Genomic DNA, 20,719 nt, shown 5'->3' with positions numbered 1-20,719 from the left:
TAGTCGTGCCGTTTAGAACCTTGGAATGACTGGGCTTTAGCCATTGAATATAGTCAGCCATAAATCATTTATCAGGCAAGTTCTAGGCGATGGAGGGTTAATTTGAGTGGAACTGCTCTTCTCCGGCTCCATCATGTCGGATACGCTGTAAAAACGATCGAACCGATGGCCGAAGCGTATGTCCAACGCTATGGCTACGAACTAAGTACCGGCATCATCCACGATCAGCTGCAAACCGCATTTGTGCAATTCCTGAAGCTTGCCGAAGACAGCGCCTATTTGGAGTTTGTAGCTCCAGATGGGCAGGGAAGCACACTCACGACCGCGGCCAGAAAAAGCGGAGGACTCAACCACCTTTGCTACACAGTCGGCCCCCTCGAGGAAACGATTGCCGCGCTGGGAGAAGGCGGAATGCGGCTCATCTCCGAGCCAAAAGCAGCAGTCGCTTTCAACGGTCGACGCATCTGCTGGCTGGTTGGAGACGATCCTCTGCCCATCGAGCTGGTCGAGCGACGCAACGACAACGATCGATGCGAGCCTGGACTGTAATAAGCAGTAGATATGTAATCGGCTGATCCAGTAATTAAGGAAAAAAGAGAGCGTGGCCGGGAGAAAGCACTTATGCTTATCCCGGCCACGCTCTTTTTGTTTATAGCTGAGCTATCGAATTATTGCCGGATCCCCAATAGGGCCTTATTCAATTGAGGATCGCTCGAACCGCCCGCAAAATCATCGAACGCCCGCTCGGTGACTCGGACGATATGGCGGTTCATGAAAGCCGCACCTTCGCGCGCGCCGTCTTCTCCGTTTTTGAGGCAGTCTTCCCACTCGAGAACCGCCCAGCCCGGATAGTCATACTGCGCAAGCTTGCTGAAGACCGCTCCAAAATCCACTTGCCCATCCCCAAGAGAGCGAAATCTACCCGGGCGATCCACCCATGCCTGATAGCCCCCATACACGCCAGACCGGCCATTGGGGCGGAACTCCGCGTCTTTAGCATGAAATGCACGGATGAATGGATGATAGATGTCGAGGAACGCAAGAGAGTCGAGCTGCTGCAGCACAAAATGGCTGGGGTCAAAGAGTATCTTGGCTCGCGGATGGTTGTTCACCGCCTCCAGAAATCGCTCGAAGGTCGCGCCATCATGTAAGTCTTCTCCAGGATGAAGCTCAAAACATGCATCGATGCCCGTCTCTTCGAAAGCATCAAGGATCGGCGTCCAGCGGCGGGCGAGCTCAGCAAATGCTTCTTCGATCAGTCCCTGCGGACGTTGCGGCCACGGATAGAAATACGGCCAGGCCAGCGCGCCGGAGAAAGTAGCGTGCGCGTGCAATCCTAGATTTCGGCTGGCCTTTGCGGCCAAGCGCATCTGCTCGGTTGCCCACGCCTGCCGTTCCTGAGGATGGTTGCGAAGCTCCTCCGGACCGAAGCTTGCGAAGAGTTGATCGAATGCGGGATGCACCGCCACCAGCTGGCCTTGCAGATGCGTTGAAAGCTCAGTTAGAGATAGCCCGTGCTTCTGCAGCGTGCCTAGCAGATCTTCGCAATAGCTTTTGCTTTCCGCCGCAACCTTCAGATCAAGAAACCGCGCGTCGTTGGTGGGCAGTTGCAATCCCTTGAAGCCAAGACTCGCAGCCCATGCCGCAATACTGTCGAGAGAATCGAACGGTGGTTGATCGCCGATAAACTGCGCGATAAACAGGCCCGGACCTTGAATCGTCTTCATAGTGAACCTCAATGAAAGCAGCGAAAGTTAATATTCCAGCGCGGTCCATGCTCCGTCGGCCTTGCTCGAACCGATTGCGCGTTCCATGAAGGCCATGCTCCGCACTCCCTCTTCGATTCCGCAGACGCTGCCGCTCAACGATGCATCCGGCCTCTCCTGCCGCTCGAAAATTGCATGAGAAAAATCCCGATAGATGTTGGCGAAAGCTTCGACAAACCCCTCGGGGTGTCCAAGCGGCAATCGGGTCGCATGACGCGCCGCCTCGCTCAGGAACGCGCTGCCAGCATGCAGCGTCTGATCCGGACGATCCAGCCACTTCAGTTGCAGTCGATTGGGATCTTCCTGGTACCACTCCAGGCTGCCCTTCTCGCCATACACGCGCAAACGCAACCCATTGCGCTCGCCTACAGCGATTTGCGATGCAGCGAGGATTCCCGGCGCGCCATTCTCAAAAACCAGCATCGCCGAGCAATCGTCATCGAGCGCACGCCCCGCGACCATGGTGCGCAGCGTTGCCGATAGCTTCTTCACCGGCTGTCCGGTCACGTATTCGAGAAGGTTGAATGCGTGTACACCGATATCTCCGATGCACCCTCCGATCCCCGACTTAGCTGGATCGGATCTCCACTCCGCCTGCTTCTGTCCCATCTTCTCCAGCGGCTGAGTCAGCCATCCCTGCAGATATTCGACCATCACCTTGCGAATCGCGCCCAACTCGCCGCGGCGGCAGATCTCCCGCGCCTCGCGCACCAGCGGATATCCGGTATAGGTGAAGGTGAGCGCATAAAGCCGGTTGGTGCGCTCCACAATATTTTTCAGATCGAGCGCTTCCTGAAAATTCGCGGTCGCCGGTTTATCGCTCATCACGTGCAATCCCGCTTCCATCGCGGCGCGAGCGATCGGCAGGTGGAGATGATTTGGAGTAACGATCGCGACAAAGTCGATTCCGTCCGCGCGCTTTGTTTCCGCTGCGATCATCTCTTCGTAATTGGCATACGCCCGCGCTTCATCGATGCCATACGTCTGCGCTGCCGCCTTGGATTTGCCGGCATCCTGGCTGAATGCGCCCGCGACCAGCTCGATATTGCCATCCAATTCTGCTGCCATGCGATGAACCGGGCCAATGAAAGAGCCCGGCCCCCCGCCTGCCATTCCCATGCGAAGGCATCTTCCCGATCGTGTGCTCAATGTTCTCTCCCGCTCCCAATATATTCCGCTTGCGGCTCGTGGACGAATCGTCGCCCAAGATTGCCGCTGCGTCCTGCCGAAAATTTTGTTGCAATGAAATTCACCTGGACAAACCTCTGTGCCGGGATGCTATTTTTCTCATTGCACCTAGTAGAAAATCGATTTACAAGGAGCGGTTCCATACCGGCACATGAGATCAGCACAAAGAAAAAGTCTATCCGTCATTCTGCTGTCGCTGGGATTCGCAGCGATGCAATTCGCAAGCGCTCAAGCCATCAAGCGTGACTGGATCGGATCATGGGCCGCGTCTCAGCAGATCCCCGAGCCGCAGAATGCTCTCGCGCCCGAGGATCTGCACGATGCCACGCTGCGTCAGATCGTCCACTTGTCGACCGGTGGCTCAACCCTGCGCGTGCATCTATCCAATGCCTTCGGAACGGCGCCGCTGCACTTTACCTCGGTGCACATTGCGCGACCGCTCTCAACGAGTGCAGCGAAAATTGATCCTGTGACCGACAAGGCGCTGAGTTTCTCGGGAGAGAGCGACGTTATCGTTCCTGCGGGCGCGGAATACATCTCCGACCCAATCGAATATCCGATGGCCGCGCTCTCTGACCTTGCTGTGACCCTTCATCTCGACGCCGCGCCGGCGCAGCAGACCGGGCATCCCGGCTCGAGGTCTACTTCTTACTTTGTCCACGGCGTTCTGGTCTCCGCTGCAGATCTTCCTGAAGCCAAAAAAGTGGAGCACTGGTATTTGCTGGCAGGAGTCGACGTGGCCGCATTCCCGAACGCTGTATCCATCGTTGCGTTTGGCGATTCCATCACTGATGGCCACGGAGCCACCACAAACGGAAACGACCGCTGGACCGATGTTCTCGCGCAGCGCCTTCAGGCATCGCCTGCAACAAAGGCAACCAGCGTGCTCAATCAGGGCATCGGAGGAAATCATCTCCTCACCGATGGCCTCGGACCGAATGCGCTGGCACGCTTCGATCGCGACGTGCTGGCACAGCCCGGCGCGCGCTATCTCATCGTGCTCGAAGGTGTAAACGATCTCGGCGGCCTCACTCGTCTGGGCGACGTGAGCCCTGCGGAACATGCCGCGCTGGTACATCGCATCCTAGCCTCTTATGAACAGATGATTGTTCGCGCCCATGCAGCCGGCATCAAGGTCTTCGGTGCGACCATCCTTCCTTACACCGGCTCGGATTACTATCATCCCGGACCCGCGAGCGAAGCCGATCGGCAGGCCATCAATCAATGGATTCGAGCCGCCGGTCACTTCGACGCAGTTGTGGACTTCGACGCGGTCACACGAGATCCCGCGCACCCCGAGCGCTTGCTGCCCGCCTACGACTGCGGCGATCACCTCCATCCCTCACCCGCCGGCTATAAGGTCATGGCCGAAGCCATTCCGCTCTCGCTCTTCGCGCAATGAGCGAAGAGCGAATCTTCCCGGCCGCGCGATACAAAGTGCGGCCCACTCTTCATCGGGTATGCCACCATCAGGACGGGAGTGAAGAATGACCGAGGCTGTTCGAGTCGGCATCGTAGGCGCGCGCTTTGCGGCCAGGTTTCATTGGGATGGCTTACGGCGCGTATATGGTCTGCCCGTCGAGATCGTCGGTGTAACCTCGAAGACCCCAGAAGCGCGCGATGCCTTCGCCCGCGAGACGGGAATTCGCGCGTTCGAATCCTTTGCCGAACTCTGTTCGGCAGTCGATGTCGTCGATATCTGCACCCCGCCGTCGTCGCACGAACAGCTCGCCATCGAAGCCTTGCAAGCGGGGAAGCACGTCATCATCGAGAAGCCGCTCACCGGATACTACGGTGCAGGAGCTGATGGATTTCACGGCAGCGCCTTCTCGAAGGAGCAGATGCTTCGCGAAGCGACTGCAAGCTGTGCTCGCATTCTCGCGGCAGCCAAGGCCAGCGGCAAACGCGTTTGTTACGCAGAAAATTGGGTCTATGCTCCAGCAATCCAGAAAGAGGCGGAGATCCTCGCCAAGAGCAGCGGCCAAATTCTGTGGATGCTCGGCGAGCAATCTCACAGCGGATCGCATTCGCCATACTACGGTTCATGGAAATTTTCCGGCGGCGGGTCGCTGGTCGGCAAGGGCTGCCATCCCCTGAGCGCAGCTCTCTACCTCAAACGCATCGAAGGTCAATCGCGAAATGGTGCGCCCATCCGGCCCGCAACGGTAAGCGCGCGAACCCACGAGATCACTCGCATGCCTGGCTATCGCGATGAAGGTTTCCTGCGCACTGCGTACGACGACACCGAAGATTATGCGCAGATTCACATCAAGTTCGCCGACGGCACCGTGGCCGATATCTTCTCTTCGGAGCTGGTCATCGGCGGCGTCCACAACTGGATGGAAATTATCTGTAACAACCACCGTACCCGATGCAACCTCAACCCAATCGATGCGCTCGAGACCTTCAATCCCAAGGAAGAGATCTTCAAGGACATTTACATCACGGAGAAGCTGGGGAGCAAGCAAGGCTGGAGCAATCCCGCACCGGATGAAGCCTGGCAGCACGGATACCCGCAGGAGTTTCAGGACTTCATGGAAAGCATCTTTCATGGTCGAGAGCCACTCTCAGGCATCGAGCTGGCATGCGACGCAATCGCCACCATCTATGCAGGCTATCTCTCCGCAGAGCGCGGCGGCGCCGAGGTCGAAGTTCCTCTCTAGATCAAGGACGCACGATGGCCCAATCAGGAAGCCGCCACTGAAACGCCATAAGTGCGATGAGCATGCAGGAAAGCGCCAGCGTTGGCCTGACTATTGAATTTGCGGGGTCGACTTCTTCGGAGGAGCAGGTTGAACGCCTGCGGGAGCCACCGTGGTTGGTACGCCCGCCATAAATGTAGGGTCCATTTCGGCGATGTCCACGCGATAGCTCACCGTCTTCTCCGTAGGAAAGGTCCCCGGCACCTTCTGAGTCACTCTGCCCGTGGCGGCCCACTCCGTGCCCCGCTGAAAAGTAGTCATGAATCCGACATCGCTCAGCGCAAAAACGTCATGCCCCATCGTGGTGTGAAAGATCCGTCCTTTGCCGTAGCTCACGACCATGAGCATCGGTTCATCGCGATCCGTGCCTTTGTTCTTGGGGTCGGAATGTGCTGTCGCCAGCACCGTCATGTTCTTGCCCGGACCGCGAAGCGTTGCATAGAGCTCGTCCTGGCTGTGCATCCATGTAAAAGGCAATCCCTTCATGATGGGATGCTGGGGCTCGCGTGTCGTTACTCGAAAGGGAAGCCGGTTTCCGTGTGATCCGGTTGGCCCCGGCGAAGGATCGGCCGCCAGCTTGCCGTCCCTGAGATACCGGTAAGGTCCAGCCGACTCCGTTCGATGCCGCCATCCGCCTAGACCGGTCATCAGGTTGTACTCCGGCCAGTTGGGAAAAGCATTATCGGCCGCATGCACCACCACCAGCCCGCCGCCGTCGCGAATGTATTTCTCAAATGGCTGACGCAGATTATCAGGCCAGTCGGGCGCGTCGTAGTTTGAAACGATCACCTGATACTTACTGAACTCAGGATTGAACCCGCTGAAGCCCTCGCTCGATGGAGGAGCCGTCACCACCGTCACGTCGAACAGCCCCGTCTCTTCCAGCTCCAGCTTTAACACCGGAGTCGTGAGCCTCCAGTTGTGATAAGGACCGGCGCTTTCTCCGTCCAGCAACATCACGTGAATCTTCGGAGTAGTCGGCGGCGTGTTTATTGCAGAGATAAAAACGCCGCAAAGAACAGCGCACGTCAGTCGCTTGATCATGAAGTTTTCTCCACGCTGCTTTTTTTCGCTGCATTGGAGCTATAAATTACGGTGGCGAGCGATCTCTACTTTGTCGGGCTTGCCGCCGTAAACTCCGAGCAGCACGGCTTCACCGCCGGCTGAAATTCCATTACCTCGGCCCGTGTTCCATCCGGATCGTACAAATTGAGCTGCCACTTGCCGTCGCGTCCAATCTGCGGTGGGCTGTGCTTCGCAGTAAGACGATCGCCGGCATAGAGCAGGTTGACGGTCTTCTCCATGTTGAATACGCCAAGCGAGAAATGGTTCAGCACGCCGAGCGTGTCCTTCGACATATCGGCGGGAATGCCCTTCGTCTCCGGCCCTTTTACCGTCATGTACTCAAGCCAGTCCGTGCCGTCTGGTACTTGCTGTGATATCCACTCCGTCGAAGTATCGGTTCGACCGCCATGCCAGTAGGGGCGAAAGCCCAGGAGCGCGCGAAAGAAGACATCTTCGGTTGCGGGATTATGAACGATAAAGCCCACATGAATGATGTGATTGCTGAGCGGATTTGCCGCTACCGCCTCAGGCTTCGCGGGCGGCTGCAGAAACTGGATCTTGTTGCCTTCAGGATCTTCAACATTGAACCAGCGGCTGCCATCGCTGCCCTTCTCTACCTCCGACGGCACAGTGACGCCATGCGCGGAGAGATACTGTTTTAACTTGTCAGCGTTTGCAGTCGTGAATGCCACATGATCCAGGCGGTTGATTGATGTGTCGCCAGCCGGAAGAGGCAGCACCTCGACAAACTGGATCGAGCTGAAATAGTAACGAACGCCCGAAGTATTTTCCGGGTCGGTGCGCTTCACTCCGCCCAGGTCATGCACGTAGAAAGATTCGCTCTTAGCCGCGTCCGTCGTATACACGCTGATGTGCGACACCCCTGTGATCGCCGGTCGCGCCGACGAACTCTGCGCGTGAAGTTGCAAAACCGGCAGCAGTGCCACAGCAGCCATGGCTGCGAATGTTAAAGTCTTCATTGCGATACTCCCTCGGTCACTCTTCATTGGTTGGATCCAGCTTCCTCTAGAGGAAGCATCTGGTAGCTGACGAATGCAAAATGATGGCTGTCCGGAGACCACGATGGCACATTGTCGGTCCCCGATCCACCGACCAGATTGACCAGCGTGCGAACCTTGCGGTCATCCATCGACATAATGCGTAGAGCAATATCTTTGTTCGCGGGGTGGCCCGTCTCGCCCTTGTCATAGGTGAGGAAGACCATCGATTTGCCGTCTGGCGAAACGTGCGGCGTCCAATTGTTGAATTCATCCGAAGTCATCTGCTCGGGATTGCTCCCATCCGGACGCATCCGCCATATCTGCATATTGCCGCTGCGGTTCGAATTGAAGTAAATGTATCGGCCGTCAGGCGAATAGTCGGGGTCATCGCTGACTCCAGCGCCTGTGGTCAGCGGCATTTCCGGGCCGCCATCTGCAGAGATCGCATAAATGTTTCCACCGCCGCCCTTGACCGGCCGAGTGAACGCGATCGTTTTGCCACCCGGAGACCAGCTATGCCAATACGAGTTGGGATTCAACGTAACCAACCGCGGCGTGCCGCCTTCCGCAGGAATGACGTACACGTGCGACTCCGGCTTGTCGGGCATGGAGCAACTGATGGCCAGCCATTTGCCATCCGGAGAGAAGCCGTGGCTGCCGTTGCACCGGCTCGCAGCGCCGATGTTCACTGCCTCCGGCTCGCCGCCCTTCACTGCGATCTTCCAGATACGGCCGTCCTGGTTGAAGACAAGATAGCTGCCATCCTTCGACCAGTTCGGAGCCTGCATCGATGCCGGCCTCGAGGCAACCACCGTCGCAACGCGGGCATTGGCGTCGATCTGAATAGTTTTGAGCGAACTATAGAGCGTCAGCTTTTCTGCTGCCGGTAAGGGCTCTGGAGACTTGAGTTCGACGTTGGAAAATACTGCCTTTTCAACCACATTCTCATTGTGCGAAGAGAGCCCGATGCCGGCATAAAACGCTCCGTCGAACGGAAGCTTGATCGACGCCCCTATCTGATGCAAGGGTTCATCATGCATGCTTAGGAACATGGTAATGGTGTCGCCGCGCTTCTCCAGTCGCAGATGCTTCGGGGCATCAATATTCAGTTCGATGTCCTGCGTCGTGTCACTCTTGGTGCGCCGATACTGCAAGGCCGTCAGTCCCGAGCCATGCTGCGCTGCGTCGGCATATACACCGTCCGCATCGAGGCCTTGTCTGAACAATAGAACCGCCTTGCGATGAGGATTCGAAGCGGCGGAGCTCTCAGGAAACGTAATATCCGCTGAGAGCGAAACATCGCCCGAGACTTTCTTCCACACAAAATGGAATGCGTCGATCGTCGACCAGATATTCGCACCCGCCGCCGTGATCCTATAAGTCTCGCGGGCCGGATCGAAGTGAAGCGTACCAGCGGGCTTCACACTGCCCACATCGGACTGGCCCTCGAAGATACCGAGCGGTTCCGATTGCAAGGCGAACGCATTGCTCCACGAGCACAGAGCGATGCCGAAACAACACAACGCAGCCAAGCGCCGGGTCGGACTTTTTGACATGAAGGCAGCCTTCGCGAAGAGCCGATAATCGTTCAGTGAGGGATAGAAGCCGGTTTGTACGACCAGCAAACTATATGTATCGGCGTAATCACTGTCAACGCGGTTTCGTCCCCCTCCTGCCAAAAACTCCTTGCGGACGAGCTCACTTCTTTGGGAACACCGAGAGGCATTTGTTAAGAAAAATCCAGCAGAACGGTCCCGCAAATGGAACCTCCGGGAACTCGCTTTCAACACGAGATTTTTTTACGAATCGAGATTTCTGCGAAGGATTGTGTCGAGCGGCTACTTATGAGCGTTCGCTACACGGCGGCCCGAGCGGCTCGCGTTCAGCGACGATCTTCGATAGCCCGAGTGCCGCTGCAGAACCACCGCTGCCGCGCCACGCAGTCGAGAGAGCTCGCCGTCGTTTGTAATCCCCAGGCGTGGCGCGGGCCCGGCCAGCATCGTATTCTCCAGCTCGGATTGAATTAGATGTCCGAAGCGCGACCACGAAGTGGTCAGATCGCCGGTTATCAAAATGACCTCCGGAGAAAGCGCTGCTGTAATCAGGCGAAGACCGCGACCGACGAACGAAGCCTGGCGGGAAACAGCGGAGACAGCCTTCGTGTCTCCCTCTTCAGCTCTTTGCAGCAGATCATGGATATTCGCCGCTCGGCTCTTGGGAGCAAGCTCGGAATAATAACGAAGCGCGGCGTTAGAAGACGCGAAGACCTCCCAGCAGCCGTGCTGCCCGCAGCCGCACACTGGACCAGTGGGATCGATGGGACTATGCCCGAACTCGCCGGCCAATCCACTGCGGCTGGTAATAATTTGTCCATTCGCAAGAATTGCCGCGCCGATCCCCTCCGACACTGTAACCAGCACCGCATTGCGCACGCCATCCAGCTTGCCCGACCACAATTCAGAAAGCAGGCAGGCATTAGCGGCATTGGCTAGCTCCACCTGAAGGTGCATCTTCTCCTCGATGGCACGCTTGATGTCGTAATCTCCCCATTTGAGATTAGGGGCGAGAATAAGCCGTTGCGACTCGGGATCGACGCGCCCCGGCAAGCTCACGCCGATGCCTTCAAATGAACGGTCGCGATGGCTGGCCCGCATCAATTCCATCGATTGAACGATCTTGCCGATGGCGCGCTCCGGTTCCGAAACCAGAGGCACCACCTCCCGCGCAAGAAAGCGGCCATTAAGGTCGACCACGGCAACGATCGCCTGATTGGGCCGCACGTCCGCCGTCAAAATTACCAGCTCATCGTTCAGCGAAAGCAGAGTCGGCCGTCGTCCCCGCGGCCTGCGTGCGATCGCTCCTTCCTTCACCCACTTTTCCTGAAGAAGCTGTTCGACGATTGCAGAGATCGTGCTCGGCTGCAGACCCGACGCGCGGGCCAGGTCGGCGCGTGCTACTGGCTGCCGCGAACGAATGATTTCGAGAACAATATCGCGGTTGATGTCGCGCGCGTTCTCGCTCGACGCCAGCTCCACATAGGCTAGATCGATACGCTTGAATCCGCGTGTTGCAGGTTCGGAACGTGCAACGGGTTTCATCTGTCTTGGTTGCTCCGCAGACCTATGGAAAGTTTTTTCTCACGTTCATCCGGAACGCCGCACTTCAATACAAAGCCGGCAGACGTTATCGGGAATAGCTTTCGGATAGACGAGCTCGCGAGCTTTGCGTGAATCAAGTCCGTAGTCTATTACGGTTTTCTTCAGAAGAAAATCATTTCCAGCTTTCGTTCAAGAAAGAAGCGCCCCAGGCCAGTCTGAATAGTTGAAAGGCTGGTAATTACTTCGATCCAAAAATAGAAACGTTTCAATGGGGGGAAGTGAGAAGCGGCTCCGTTGTCACATGAAACAGCCAAAATTTATGCAGAAAAAGTAAGGACCTTCGCATTCTTCTGCGCCTTCAGAACCAATTCCGCGGCCAGCAACGCCTGCTCCTGGTTCTGCCCGGTATGAGTTCGGTTCACAACGTCGGAAACGAACTGTTGGCCGAAAGGAAGCTCGACTTCGTTGCAGTCGATGTAGCGAATCTCCTTCTGATCCACGATGAATAGATGGTTTCCTTTGGGACGCCCGGCGATATCGATATATTTTCGAAGTTCGATATAACCCTCCGTACCCAGGATGAAGAGCCTGCCGTCGCCCCACACAGGAAGACCATTCGGTGTAAACCAATCCACCCGCACGTAGCCCGCACCGCCGTTGCCGTGCAGCATCATGTCGCCGAAATCCTGGAACTCCGGATGATTCGGATGAGCCGCGTTCGCGATCTGCGACGCGGTGACATCAGCGGTAGTCGAGCCAGTGTAGTAAACAAACTGGTCCGCCTGATGCGATCCGATATCCGTAAGAATGCCGCCGTACTTTTTCGGATCCCAGAACCAGTCGGGACGAGAGATGTCATTCACCTTATGCGGAGCGATGTTGACCGTCTGCACTACCTTCCCGATCGCGCCTGCTTGGATGAGATAGCCGGCTTGCACCGCCGCCCGCACCTCCAGCCGTTCGGAGTACATAATGGCAAACATCTTTCCCGTCTCAGCCGAGACCTTGCGCGCCTCCGCGAGCTGCTCCAGGGTGGTGATTGCCGGCTTGTCGCTGAGAAAGTCCTTGCCGTGCTGCATCGCACGAATACCCAGGGGCGCGCGCAGGTAGGGAATCGGAGCTCCGCATACCAGCTTGATCGACGGATCATCCAGAATCTCATCCTCGCTCCTGGCCAGCTTGGCATTGGGATAGAGCTTTTGAAAATCGGCAATGGCCTGCGGCAGCGTGCAGTAAAAAGCCGCCAGTTCGCCGCCGCCCCGGATCACGGCAGCGGTGATGCCCATGATGTGATAGTGATCGAGGCCGATCACGCCGAATTTGATGGAGTACTTCGGCTTCGATTTGACGTCATATCCGGGCGCGGCGACCGTATGCGCAATGTGGCTGCCGATCGCGAATCCAAAGGCCGTGTCCGGCAACGCCGATAACATCCCTACCGATCCCATTGTCTTGAGAAACGACCGCCGGCCTATGCTTTCACTCTGCATCCATTTGCTCCGTCACGAAGTTTGGTTCTGTGAAGTCCTCTTAATCGGGACGCGGATTAAGTCTTCCGTACTCGCTGCTCAACGCCGCCGGGAGACGGCGCGTCACTCCTTCGGAGTAGCCGCGGACTTCCAGTTGATGACGTGATAAATGGCCGGCTCGGCGCCGACATTTCGGAATCCATGGAGTTGGTTCGAGGCATTGAAGATCACCGACCCCGGTCCCACCCGCGTCCACACCCCATTCGAGAGCGTCTCCACTGTTCCTTGGCGGATGATGATCAGCTCCTCGTTTGGGTGCCTGTGCGGCGGATGCGACGTCTTACCCGGATCAAGAGTGGTCACATGAATCTCCAACTCATCGAGCGTTGCCGTGGGAGCTTTCACAAACGATCGCACCGAACCGACATCGGTCTTCTTGTCCGGGATAGAATTCCAATCGAAGACAGCGGAGCCCAAAATAGGCGTGCTGTTGGTAAAAGCGAAGGCTCCTGCCGTGAGGGTGATGGCGATCAAGGCTACGAATAAATCTCTGCGGGTAATCATCTCGCTCACCTTTGTCGATCCGGATTCGGCTGCGCGATGCAGGGTCCCTGCTGGCAAAACATGCCGGTTTGCAAATTCCTTATTATGGAAGCAGCCGGGCAGGAACATTTGCGCGCGTCGATTTCTTCCTGAATCGATTCGCGCAGCATCCTAGTCCAATATTTCTTGCCTAGTCAAATTTATTTTTGAGTGAAGATGTCAAGAACAGAAAATGTCGCCGCGTCGCGAGCTCCAGGAGGTCAGAAATCTCGCTCAGACTGAGGCTTCACAGGGCTACTTCGGCTGACCGGGAAGATTGCTGTCCCAACGGCAATTGCTCCCGAAACAGTTAATACAACGTGTAATAATCTACCTGCCTGCGCAGATTAGTTCGATCATTGGAATAATCATTGAGAAGGGTTAGAAGATGAGCCTGGAGTTACGCAAGAAAGAGCTCTCCCGCTGGGATTTGGTCAGCCTCGGCGAAGTCATGTTGCGCCTCGATCCGGGAGACTTCCGCATCGCGACAGCGCGGCAGTTCCGCGTCTTCGAGGGCGGCGGCGAATACAACGTAGCTCGCGGCCTCAAGCGCTGCTTTGGCCTGAACACCGCTGTCGTCACTGCGCTTGCGGATAATCCTATCGGACGCCTGGTCGAAGACCTCATGTATCAGGGTGGCGTGGACCAGAGTCATGTCCAGTGGGTGAAGTACGACGGCGTCGGCCGGACCGTCCGCAATGGATTGAACTTCACCGAGCGAGGCTTCGGTGTTCGCGCTGCCGCCGGCTGCTCCGATCGCGGCAACACCGCTATCTCGCAGTTGTCCGCGGGACAGGTCGATTGGCAGAAGATCTTTGGCGAAGAGGGCAGCCGCTGGTTTCACACTGGGGGTATTTTCGCCGCGCTCTCATCAACCACACCTCAGGTGGCCGCGGAAGCCATGGACGCCGCCCGCCAGCACGGTACTTGGGTCTCCTACGACCTCAACTATCGCGATTCGCTATGGAAGGCGATCGGTGGTCAGAAGGAAGCGACTCGCGTCAACCGCGAGTTGGTGAGTAAAGTGGATGTCCTGATCGGCAACGAGGAAGACTTCACCGCCGCTCTCGGCTTCGAAGTTGAAAACGCGGACGAGCATCACAGCCAGCACGACATCGGCAGCTATCAGCGCATGATCGAGCGCGTCGTCGCCGAGTTCCCGAACGTCAAGATTGTCGGCACCACTCTGCGTAACGCCAAGACCGCCTGCATCAATGATTGGAGCGCCATCGCGTGGCACGGCGGCAAACTGTATCGCTCCATCGAACGCCCCGATCTGGAAATCTACGATCGCATCGGTGGCGGCGACTCCTTCTGCTCCGGCCTGATCTATGGACTGCTCACCGGCCGCGATGTGCAATGGGCGGTCGAATGCGGAGCTGCGCACGGTGCATTGGCTATGACCACGCCCGGCGATGTGAGCATGGCGACCTTATCTGACGTGGAACGTGTGATGAAAGGCGGAGGCGCCCGAGTGGCCCGCTAGAGCGATGACAAATCAATCGATGACAAAGACGAAAAAACAGGAAGTAATCGACCGCATTCTGAAAGATGGCGTAGTTCCCGTGCTGCGCGCCGAATCTCCCGAGATCGCACTCCAGGCAGTCGAAGCGCTTCGCGCCGGAGGCATCGGCGTGCTCGAGATCACCATGACAGTGCCCGGAGCGGTGAAGCTCATCGAACGTCTCAGCCGCGACATCGGCGAGGAATGCCTGATCGGCGCCGGCACCGTTCTCGACGTGAAGGCCGCAAAGGATTGTGTGGCCGCGGGCGCGCGCTTCATCGTCAGTCCTGCGGTGAATGTCGCCACGATTCAATACTGCCGCGACAACGAAATTCCTATTTTGCCCGGAGCATTTACTCCGACCGAGATCGTCACCGCGTGGACCGCCGGTGCGGATGCAGTCAAGCTCTTCCCCGCGGGCGCGGGCGGAGGCCCTGGCTATCTGAAATCCCTGCGCGCGCCTTTGCCTGATGTGAAGTTCGTTCCCACCGGCGGCGTCTCGCTCGACAATGCCGGCGAGTATATCCGCGCCGGAGCGGTGGCCATCGGCATCGGCGCCGATCTGGTTAATACCAAGGCCATCAGCGCCGGCAAAGCGCACATCATTACCGAGCAGGCAAAGCTTTATCTCGCCGCGGTGAGCGAAGCACGGTCAGGAAACTAACCGGGATCACCATGAAAATTACCAGCGCCAAAGTAATTGTCTGCAGCCCCGGCCGCAACTTCGTTACCTTGAAGATCGAGACCGATGAAGGCATCTACGGTCTCGGCGATGCAACTCTGAATGGCCGCGAGCTATCCGTCGCCAGCTATCTGCAGGACCACTTGATTCCATCGCTCATCGGTCGCGACCCCTTTCAGACGGAAGATATCTGGCACTACTTCTATCGCGGCGCCTACTGGCGGCGCGGACCCGTGACCATGACCGCCATCGCCGCCATCGACATGGCGTTGTGGGATATCAAAGGCAAAGCTCTCAAGGTGCCGGTCTATAACCTGCTCGGAGGCAAAAGCCGCGAAGGCGCGGTGGTCTATGCGCATGCCAACGGCGTCGACATCGAGCAGACCATCGATGAAGTTGCACGCTACAAAGACCTGGGCTATCTCGCGATCCGCGCTCAAAGCGGCATCCCCGGCTTGAAATCAACCTACGGAGTTCCGAAAGACAACAAGCCATACGAGCCGGCAGAGCGCGGGCTACCGTCAGAGAGTCTATGGTCGACTGAGAAGTATTTGCGCCATGTACCCAAGCTCTTCGATGCTCTGCGAACCCGGCTGGGCGAAGAGTTGCATCTGCTGCACGATGTTCATCACCGGCTGACCCCGATCCAGGCTGCGCGTCTGGGCAAGGAGCTCGAACCGCATCATCTCTTCTGGATGGAAGACCCCGTTGCGGCGGAGTTGCAGGATGGCTTCCGCCTCATTCGCCAGCACACGACCACGCCCATCGCGGTGGGTGAAGTCTTCAACAGCATCTATGACGCGGAGCAGCTCATTCGCGAACAGCTCATCGACTACATCCGCATGACCGTTGTGCATGCCGGAGGAATCACGGCCATGAAGAAGGCTGCGGACTTCGCCGCTCTCTACCATGTACAGACCGGCTCTCACGGAGCAACGGATCTATCTCCAGTCGCCATGGCAGCCGCTCTGCATCTCGACGTCGCCATCAACAATTTCGGCATTCAGGAGCACATGGCGCACAACGCCGAGACCGAAGAGACCTTCCCGCACGCTTATTCGTTCAGCGAGGGCATGATGTATCCCGGCGATACTCCCGGCCTCGGTGTGGAGATCGACGAAAAACTCGCCGAACGGTTTCCCTATCAACGCGCCTATCTTCCGGTGAATCGCAAAGAAGACGGCACGCTCTTTCACTGGTAGAGCTTTCAATGAAAACTCCTTCGGCGCGTCTCCCGCTCGTTCTTGTTCTGGTCGCGATGTGGACCACGTGTCCGAAGGCCCACGCCACGCAAGGCCCGCTGTATGTGGCCACCAGCGAAACCGCCGACGCATTATCGCTCGCCGCGAATGGTCATGTGCTTCCGCTATGCGTGGCAGCCAATGACTACGCTGGTGTAACTCGCGCAGCAGGCGATCTCGCTGCCGACTTTGGCCGCGTCACCGGAGCTAAGCCCGAGCTCCGCTGTCCATCATCTCTTGGATCGCAGGATCTGATCTTGGCTGGCACCATCGGCCACAGTGAAGTCATCGACCGGCTGATTCGCTCACGCAAGATCGATGTCGACGCCATCCGCGGCAAGTGGGAAGCGACGCTCACGCAGGTAGTCGATCATCCGATGCCCGGCATTCGCCGCGCACTCGTCATCGCCGGCAGCGACAAGCGCGGAACCATCTTCGGCATCTACGATCTCTCCGCGCAGATTGGCGTCTCACCCTGGTATTGGTGGGCCGACGTGCCGCCCTGGCATCACGACGCGCTCTACGTGCAGCGTGGTCGCTGGATCAGCGCCGAACCCGCCGTCAAATATCGCGGCATCTTCCTGAACGATGAAGCGCCCGCCCTCACCGAATGGGTAAACGCAACCTACGGCGGTTACAACCATCGTTTTTACGAGCACGTCTTCGAGCTGCTACTGCGCCTTCACGCCAACTATCTCTGGCCGGCCATGTGGAACAGCGCCTTCAACGAAGACGATCCGATGAATCCCAAGCTCGCCGACGAATATGGCATCGTCATGGGCACCTCGCATCACGAGCCCATGATCCGCGCTCAGCAGGAATGGAAGCGCCACGGAACAGGCGAGTGGAATTATGCGGCCAATGCTGCGGAGCTGAAAGACTTCTGGACGAAGGGCATCGAGCGCAACGCCAACTACGAAAGCACCATCACCATCGGCATGCGCGGAGACGGCGATAAGCCGATGTCCGAAACGGACGACGTTGCGCTCCTCGAGGAGATCGTCGCCGATCAGCGAAAGATCATTGCCGATCACGCAACGCCCACCCTCAAGAGCGATCCTCAGGTGTGGGCGCTCTACAAAGAGGTGCAGGGATATTACGAGAAGGGCATGCGCGTGCCCGATGACGTGACCCTGCTGTGGTGCGATGACAACTGGGGCAACATCCGTCGCCTGCCCACGCCCGCGGAGCGCCAACGGCCCGGCGGTGCTGGCATCTATTATCACTTCGATTATGTAGGCGGACCGCGCTCCTACAAGTGGCTCGCAACCTATCCTCTTCCCAAAGTCTGGGAGCAGATGAACCTAGCGCTGCACTACGGCGCCGATCGCATCTGGATCGTCAACGTCGGCGATCTCAAGCCGATGGAGATGCCCATCGAGTTCTTTCTCGACCTCGCTCGCGATCCAGCGCATCTGAACCAAGATCAGATCGCATCGTGGACGCAAAGCTGGGCCGCGAACGCTTTTGGCCCCGAGCATGCATCGGAGATCGCCGATCTTCTCGCGAAATACACCAAGTACAACGGACGCAGAAAGCCGGAACAGCTCGAACCCGAGACCTGGAGCCTCCTCCGCGATCACGAGGCCGATTCAGTCGAAGCCGACTGGAAGGCGCTGGTAGCCAAAGCTCAGGCGATCAATGAAGAAATTCCAGAGCCGCGCCGCGCCGCGTATTTCGAATTGGTGCTCCATCCCATCGAGGCTTCTGCAACGGTAAATGAGCTCTACATTGCCGCCGGCCGCAACCATCTGTACGCGACGCAAGGTCGCAGCAGCGCGAATCAGGAAGCCAAAGAAGCTCTTCAGCTCTTCGATCAGGATGCGGCGATCACCAATGCCTATAACCAGGAGCTGCTGAATGGCCGATGGAACCATATGATGGATCAGACTCACATCGGCTATACCTTCTGGAACGAGCCGCCGCTCAACAGCATGCCTGCCGTGCATTACGTGCAGCCGGCCCCGGCGCCGCGTATGGGTGTTGCCGCGGAAGGCTCTGCCTTCGCACTGACCGCGAATGTCGGTACGCTCACGCTTCCCGGCTTCGACAGCCTGAATCAGCAGGTGCGCGACATCGACATCTTCAACATGGGCAGCGGATCTTTCTCGTACACTGCCACCTCCGATGCTCCCTGGGTGCGCTTAAGCAGCAGCAGCGGCACAGTCGCCGATCAGCAGCGCATCTCGGTAAGCATCGATTGGGCCGCTGTGTCTTCAGGCAATAACAACGCCACGATTCACATCGCCCAACAGAAGGGCGACGGTTACGATGTCCGCATCCACGCGCTGAAGCCGGAGGGTGTTACACGCAGCTCTCTGCAAGGTTTCATCGAAGCCGACGGAGCAGTCTCCATCAACGCCGAACACACCACTCGCCGCGAGAATGCCGGCGATAAGAATGCTATGCACTGGGAGCTGTTGCCGGACTACGGTGAAACGCTATCCGCGATGACCCTCTTCCCGGTAGATGCTTCGGGTGGAGAAGACCCCACGCATTCGGCGAAGCTCGATTACCGCATCTGGTTCACTGATTCCGGGAACTTCGATGCGCAATTTATCCTCGCACCCACACTGAACTTCGTTCCCGGCAGCGGTCTGCGTTTTGCCGTAAGCATCGACAATGCAGCGCCGCAGATCGTCGATGCACTCGCCCACAATACGGACGAAGACTGGGCGAAGGCGGTCAGTGACGGAGTGCGGCGAGTGAGTCTTCCGCTAGCCATAGGAGCGACGGGCTATCACACGCTGAGTATCTACGCCGTCGATCCCGGATTGGTGCTCGAAAAGATTGTTCTGGCGCGATCATCGGATCGCCCATCGCGTCTGGGGATCGCAGCGCCGCCAAGTTATCTCGGTCTCCCCGAAAGCTTTCACTCCGAAGCGCCTTCGCTCCCGGATAATTCCACTTCGCCATCTAAGTTGTCATCCCAACCGTAGCGAAGCGCAGTGGAGGGATCTGCAGTTTCTTACTCTTCGTGGCGATGGCAGATCAAAAGAAGGTTTCGACAATATCCACGACATCGTAGCCGGCATTCAGGATCGGCAGCGTCCTCCACTTATCGAAGGTCAGGCACGGATGCGAGATATCGAAGCCGATCATGTCGCCCACGCGAAGATCGTCATTCTTCGCGATCAGCATGTAAGCATGTTGATCCATCATCTTGGTGAGCGACCAGTGCGCCGCAGCGGCCTCAGGGATTTTGTTTCCTGGCCGGAAGTGCAGCACAGGCGTAGGTAGCCCAGCATCGAAGGCCGCATCGCGTTTGCCCAATCCAATGATGGCCCGATCTTTCTCCGGTATCGACTGCACGTACGCCCAGACCTGGAGCGCAGGCAGAAGACTGGAACGCATCCGGTGTGCGATCGGATTACGCTCCTCGATATTTTTCTGCGCCTCCCGGTAGACGCCTACGTCGTGCGTGAGATAACAGCCGGGGCGAAGAACGATTTCGACCGCGTCTCCGAATCCGGCAGCGGAAAAAACCTCGGCAACCACGTCATACCAGGCTGAACCTGCACCAGAGAGAAGGATCGGAGCGCGCTCAAAGCGCTTTTCCTCCGCCAACTTTCGTGTAACTTCCACCGCACGCTGGAGGAAGGCGCGAATGGAAGCGTCGTCGCTGAGAACTCCCTCATAGATCTCGATTCCACTCAATACCAGCGCGCCGCTCCAGCGAGAGAGTGCGCCAAGCACCGAGGACATCTGCTCGTCATCCCGCACGCCCGTTCGTCCCCCCGCAGCCCCCAGCTCGAGAAGCACCAGCAGCCGACGGCCTGCTGCGTTGAAGTACGCACCAAGCTGATCGACCTGCGCGGCCGAATCGACAAGACAGTAGTATTCGAACGCCGGGTCTTCGAGCAGGTGCGCAATTATCGACATATTGGCTTTGCCAATAAGCTGATTCGCCATCAATACGCGGCGCACCCCATGCTCATACGCCACCAGCGTCTGATGAGCCGTGGCCAGCGTAATGCCCCAGGCTCCACCCTGCAGTTGCCGCTCAAATAATTTGGGAGCCATCGTAGTCTTGCCGTGCGGCGCGAGCTTCACTCCGTACTCAGTTACGAATTGCTGCATCCAGCGAAGATTGTGAGTCAGGCGATCTTCATAGAGAACAGCTGTAGGCAGGCTGAGGTCCTCATGCAGCAGATTCCAGCCGAGCTTCACGGCCGCCTCTACCTCGAGCGCCCCGCCAAGCGCCCCAAGTCCCTTGTTCAAAGGCGAAATCTTCGCCGAATGCCTGAGATCCCGATTGCTCAAACGACCCCTCCACACAACATCTCCGCGAACGCACGGATACGATATAGGCTATATCTGAACGACCTGACATGCGAAACTGCGACATACTGATCCGGAACGCGAACGTCATCGATGGAAGCAATGCTTCCCCTGAATGCATGGATGTTGCCATCGAAGGC

At 57.7% G+C, this 20,719-nt stretch carries 16 protein-coding genes; 7 read left to right on the top strand and 9 right to left on the bottom strand.

From position 1 onward, the window contains the following. The first annotated feature begins 102 nt into the window (after positions 1-102). Positions 103-549 (top strand): VOC family protein, encoded by a 447-nt coding sequence (locus XX99_RS22600; protein ID WP_197081934.1) that lies wholly within the window; start codon positions 103-105, stop codon positions 547-549. Positions 550-668: 119 nt separating this feature from the next. On the opposite strand, the gene XX99_RS22595 is transcribed toward XX99_RS22600, so the two are convergent. Together XX99_RS22595 and XX99_RS22590 are read right to left on the bottom strand one after the other, a co-directional pair. Beyond that, a complete protein-coding gene (locus XX99_RS22595) occupies positions 669-1,727 on the bottom strand; it encodes a sugar phosphate isomerase/epimerase family protein (RefSeq protein WP_050061670.1) in 1,059 nt (352 codons plus the stop codon). 27 nt (positions 1,728-1,754) lie between these two features. Next, the gene (locus XX99_RS22590) at positions 1,755-2,879 is read right to left on the bottom strand and encodes a Gfo/Idh/MocA family protein (protein ID WP_269430985.1); all 1,125 of its coding nucleotides are present in this window, start codon (positions 2,877-2,879) and stop codon (positions 1,755-1,757) included. A 286-nt stretch (positions 2,880-3,165) separates the two neighbouring features. On the opposite strand from XX99_RS22590, the gene XX99_RS22585 reads away from it, so the two are divergent. Both XX99_RS22585 and XX99_RS22580 read left to right on the top strand, forming a co-directional pair. Then, complete coding sequence (locus tag XX99_RS22585) at positions 3,166-4,356, top strand: SGNH/GDSL hydrolase family protein (RefSeq protein ID WP_231581566.1); 1,191 nt, start codon at positions 3,166-3,168, stop codon at positions 4,354-4,356. A gap of 85 nt (positions 4,357-4,441) precedes the next feature. Continuing rightward, positions 4,442-5,617 carry a Gfo/Idh/MocA family protein gene (locus XX99_RS22580; RefSeq protein WP_050061667.1) on the top strand — a complete coding sequence of 392 codons (1,176 nt, stop codon included), beginning with the start codon at positions 4,442-4,444 and terminating at the stop codon, positions 5,615-5,617. Between the two features lie 90 nt (positions 5,618-5,707). Here the strand turns inward: XX99_RS22580 and XX99_RS22575 are convergent, their stop codons facing one another. The 6 genes from XX99_RS22575 to XX99_RS22550 form a co-directional block, all read right to left on the bottom strand. Further along, positions 5,708-6,700 (bottom strand): ThuA domain-containing protein, encoded by a 993-nt coding sequence (locus tag XX99_RS22575; protein WP_082125854.1) that lies wholly within the window; start codon positions 6,698-6,700, stop codon positions 5,708-5,710. A 65-nt stretch (positions 6,701-6,765) separates the two neighbouring features. After that, entirely contained in the window at positions 6,766-7,701 is a 936-nt protein-coding gene (locus XX99_RS22570) for a VOC family protein (RefSeq protein ID WP_050061666.1), read from the bottom strand. A 23-nt stretch (positions 7,702-7,724) separates the two neighbouring features. Continuing rightward, on the bottom strand, positions 7,725-9,347 hold the full coding sequence (locus tag XX99_RS22565) for a TolB family protein (RefSeq protein WP_050061665.1): 1,623 nt from the start codon (positions 9,345-9,347) through the stop codon (positions 7,725-7,727). Positions 9,348-9,560: 213 nt separating this feature from the next. Then, entirely contained in the window at positions 9,561-10,820 is a 1,260-nt protein-coding gene (locus tag XX99_RS22560) for an ROK family protein (protein WP_050061664.1), read from the bottom strand. Between the two features lie 317 nt (positions 10,821-11,137). Beyond that, the gene (locus tag XX99_RS22555; protein ID WP_050061663.1) at positions 11,138-12,310 is read right to left on the bottom strand and encodes a Gfo/Idh/MocA family protein; all 1,173 of its coding nucleotides are present in this window, start codon (positions 12,308-12,310) and stop codon (positions 11,138-11,140) included. 102 nt (positions 12,311-12,412) lie between these two features. Continuing rightward, complete coding sequence (locus XX99_RS22550; protein WP_050061799.1) at positions 12,413-12,853, bottom strand: cupin domain-containing protein; 441 nt, start codon at positions 12,851-12,853, stop codon at positions 12,413-12,415. A 406-nt stretch (positions 12,854-13,259) separates the two neighbouring features. Between XX99_RS22550 and XX99_RS22545 the strand changes: the two genes are divergently transcribed. From XX99_RS22545 to XX99_RS22530, 4 genes are read left to right on the top strand one after another with little or no spacing between them, the layout of a single operon-like run. Next, positions 13,260-14,357, top strand: coding sequence for a sugar kinase (locus XX99_RS22545; protein ID WP_050061662.1), 1,098 nt, complete (start codon positions 13,260-13,262; stop codon positions 14,355-14,357). A 19-nt stretch (positions 14,358-14,376) separates the two neighbouring features. Continuing rightward, positions 14,377-15,039, top strand: coding sequence for a bifunctional 4-hydroxy-2-oxoglutarate aldolase/2-dehydro-3-deoxy-phosphogluconate aldolase (locus tag XX99_RS22540; RefSeq protein ID WP_050061798.1), 663 nt, complete (start codon positions 14,377-14,379; stop codon positions 15,037-15,039). An 11-nt stretch (positions 15,040-15,050) separates the two neighbouring features. Beyond that, on the top strand, positions 15,051-16,259 hold the full coding sequence (gene manD / locus XX99_RS22535; protein ID WP_050061661.1) for a D-mannonate dehydratase ManD: 1,209 nt from the start codon (positions 15,051-15,053) through the stop codon (positions 16,257-16,259). Positions 16,260-16,267: 8 nt separating this feature from the next. Next, a complete protein-coding gene (locus tag XX99_RS22530; RefSeq protein ID WP_082125853.1) occupies positions 16,268-19,237 on the top strand; it encodes a glycosyl hydrolase 115 family protein in 2,970 nt (989 codons plus the stop codon). Positions 19,238-19,289: 52 nt separating this feature from the next. Here XX99_RS22530 and XX99_RS22525 read toward each other — a convergent pair whose 3' ends face one another. Beyond that, entirely contained in the window at positions 19,290-20,561 is a 1,272-nt protein-coding gene (locus XX99_RS22525) for an amino acid deaminase (RefSeq protein WP_050061660.1), read from the bottom strand. Positions 20,562-20,719 lie beyond the last annotated feature (158 nt).

Source organism: Silvibacterium bohemicum, from assembly GCF_001006305.1.
Taxonomy (GTDB): domain Bacteria; phylum Acidobacteriota; class Terriglobia; order Terriglobales; family Acidobacteriaceae; genus Silvibacterium; species Silvibacterium bohemicum.
This window is presented reverse-complemented; position numbering and strand designations above follow the sequence as displayed.

Excerpts from the sequence above, each read along its gene's own strand:
- XX99_RS22580 (WP_050061667.1), top strand. The coding sequence starts at position 4,442 with ATGACCGAGGCTGTTCGAGTCGGCATCGTAGGCGCGCGCTTTGCGGCC.
- XX99_RS22590 (WP_269430985.1), bottom strand. The coding sequence starts at position 2,879 with ATGGCAGGCGGGGGGCCGGGCTCTTTCATTGGCCCGGTTCATCGCATG.
- XX99_RS22555 (WP_050061663.1), bottom strand. The coding sequence starts at position 12,310 with ATGCAGAGTGAAAGCATAGGCCGGCGGTCGTTTCTCAAGACAATGGGA.
- XX99_RS22570 (WP_050061666.1), bottom strand. The coding sequence starts at position 7,701 with ATGAAGACTTTAACATTCGCAGCCATGGCTGCTGTGGCACTGCTGCCG.
- XX99_RS22560 (WP_050061664.1), bottom strand. The coding sequence starts at position 10,820 with ATGAAACCCGTTGCACGTTCCGAACCTGCAACACGCGGATTCAAGCGT.
- XX99_RS22550 (WP_050061799.1), bottom strand. The coding sequence starts at position 12,853 with ATGATTACCCGCAGAGATTTATTCGTAGCCTTGATCGCCATCACCCTC.
- XX99_RS22575 (WP_082125854.1), bottom strand. The coding sequence starts at position 6,700 with ATGATCAAGCGACTGACGTGCGCTGTTCTTTGCGGCGTTTTTATCTCT.
- XX99_RS22585 (WP_231581566.1), top strand. The coding sequence starts at position 3,166 with ATGCAATTCGCAAGCGCTCAAGCCATCAAGCGTGACTGGATCGGATCA.
- manD (WP_050061661.1), top strand. The coding sequence starts at position 15,051 with ATGAAAATTACCAGCGCCAAAGTAATTGTCTGCAGCCCCGGCCGCAAC.
- XX99_RS22595 (WP_050061670.1), bottom strand. The coding sequence starts at position 1,727 with ATGAAGACGATTCAAGGTCCGGGCCTGTTTATCGCGCAGTTTATCGGC.
- XX99_RS22530 (WP_082125853.1), top strand. The coding sequence starts at position 16,268 with ATGAAAACTCCTTCGGCGCGTCTCCCGCTCGTTCTTGTTCTGGTCGCG.
- XX99_RS22540 (WP_050061798.1), top strand. The coding sequence starts at position 14,377 with ATGACAAAGACGAAAAAACAGGAAGTAATCGACCGCATTCTGAAAGAT.
- XX99_RS22545 (WP_050061662.1), top strand. The coding sequence starts at position 13,260 with ATGAGCCTGGAGTTACGCAAGAAAGAGCTCTCCCGCTGGGATTTGGTC.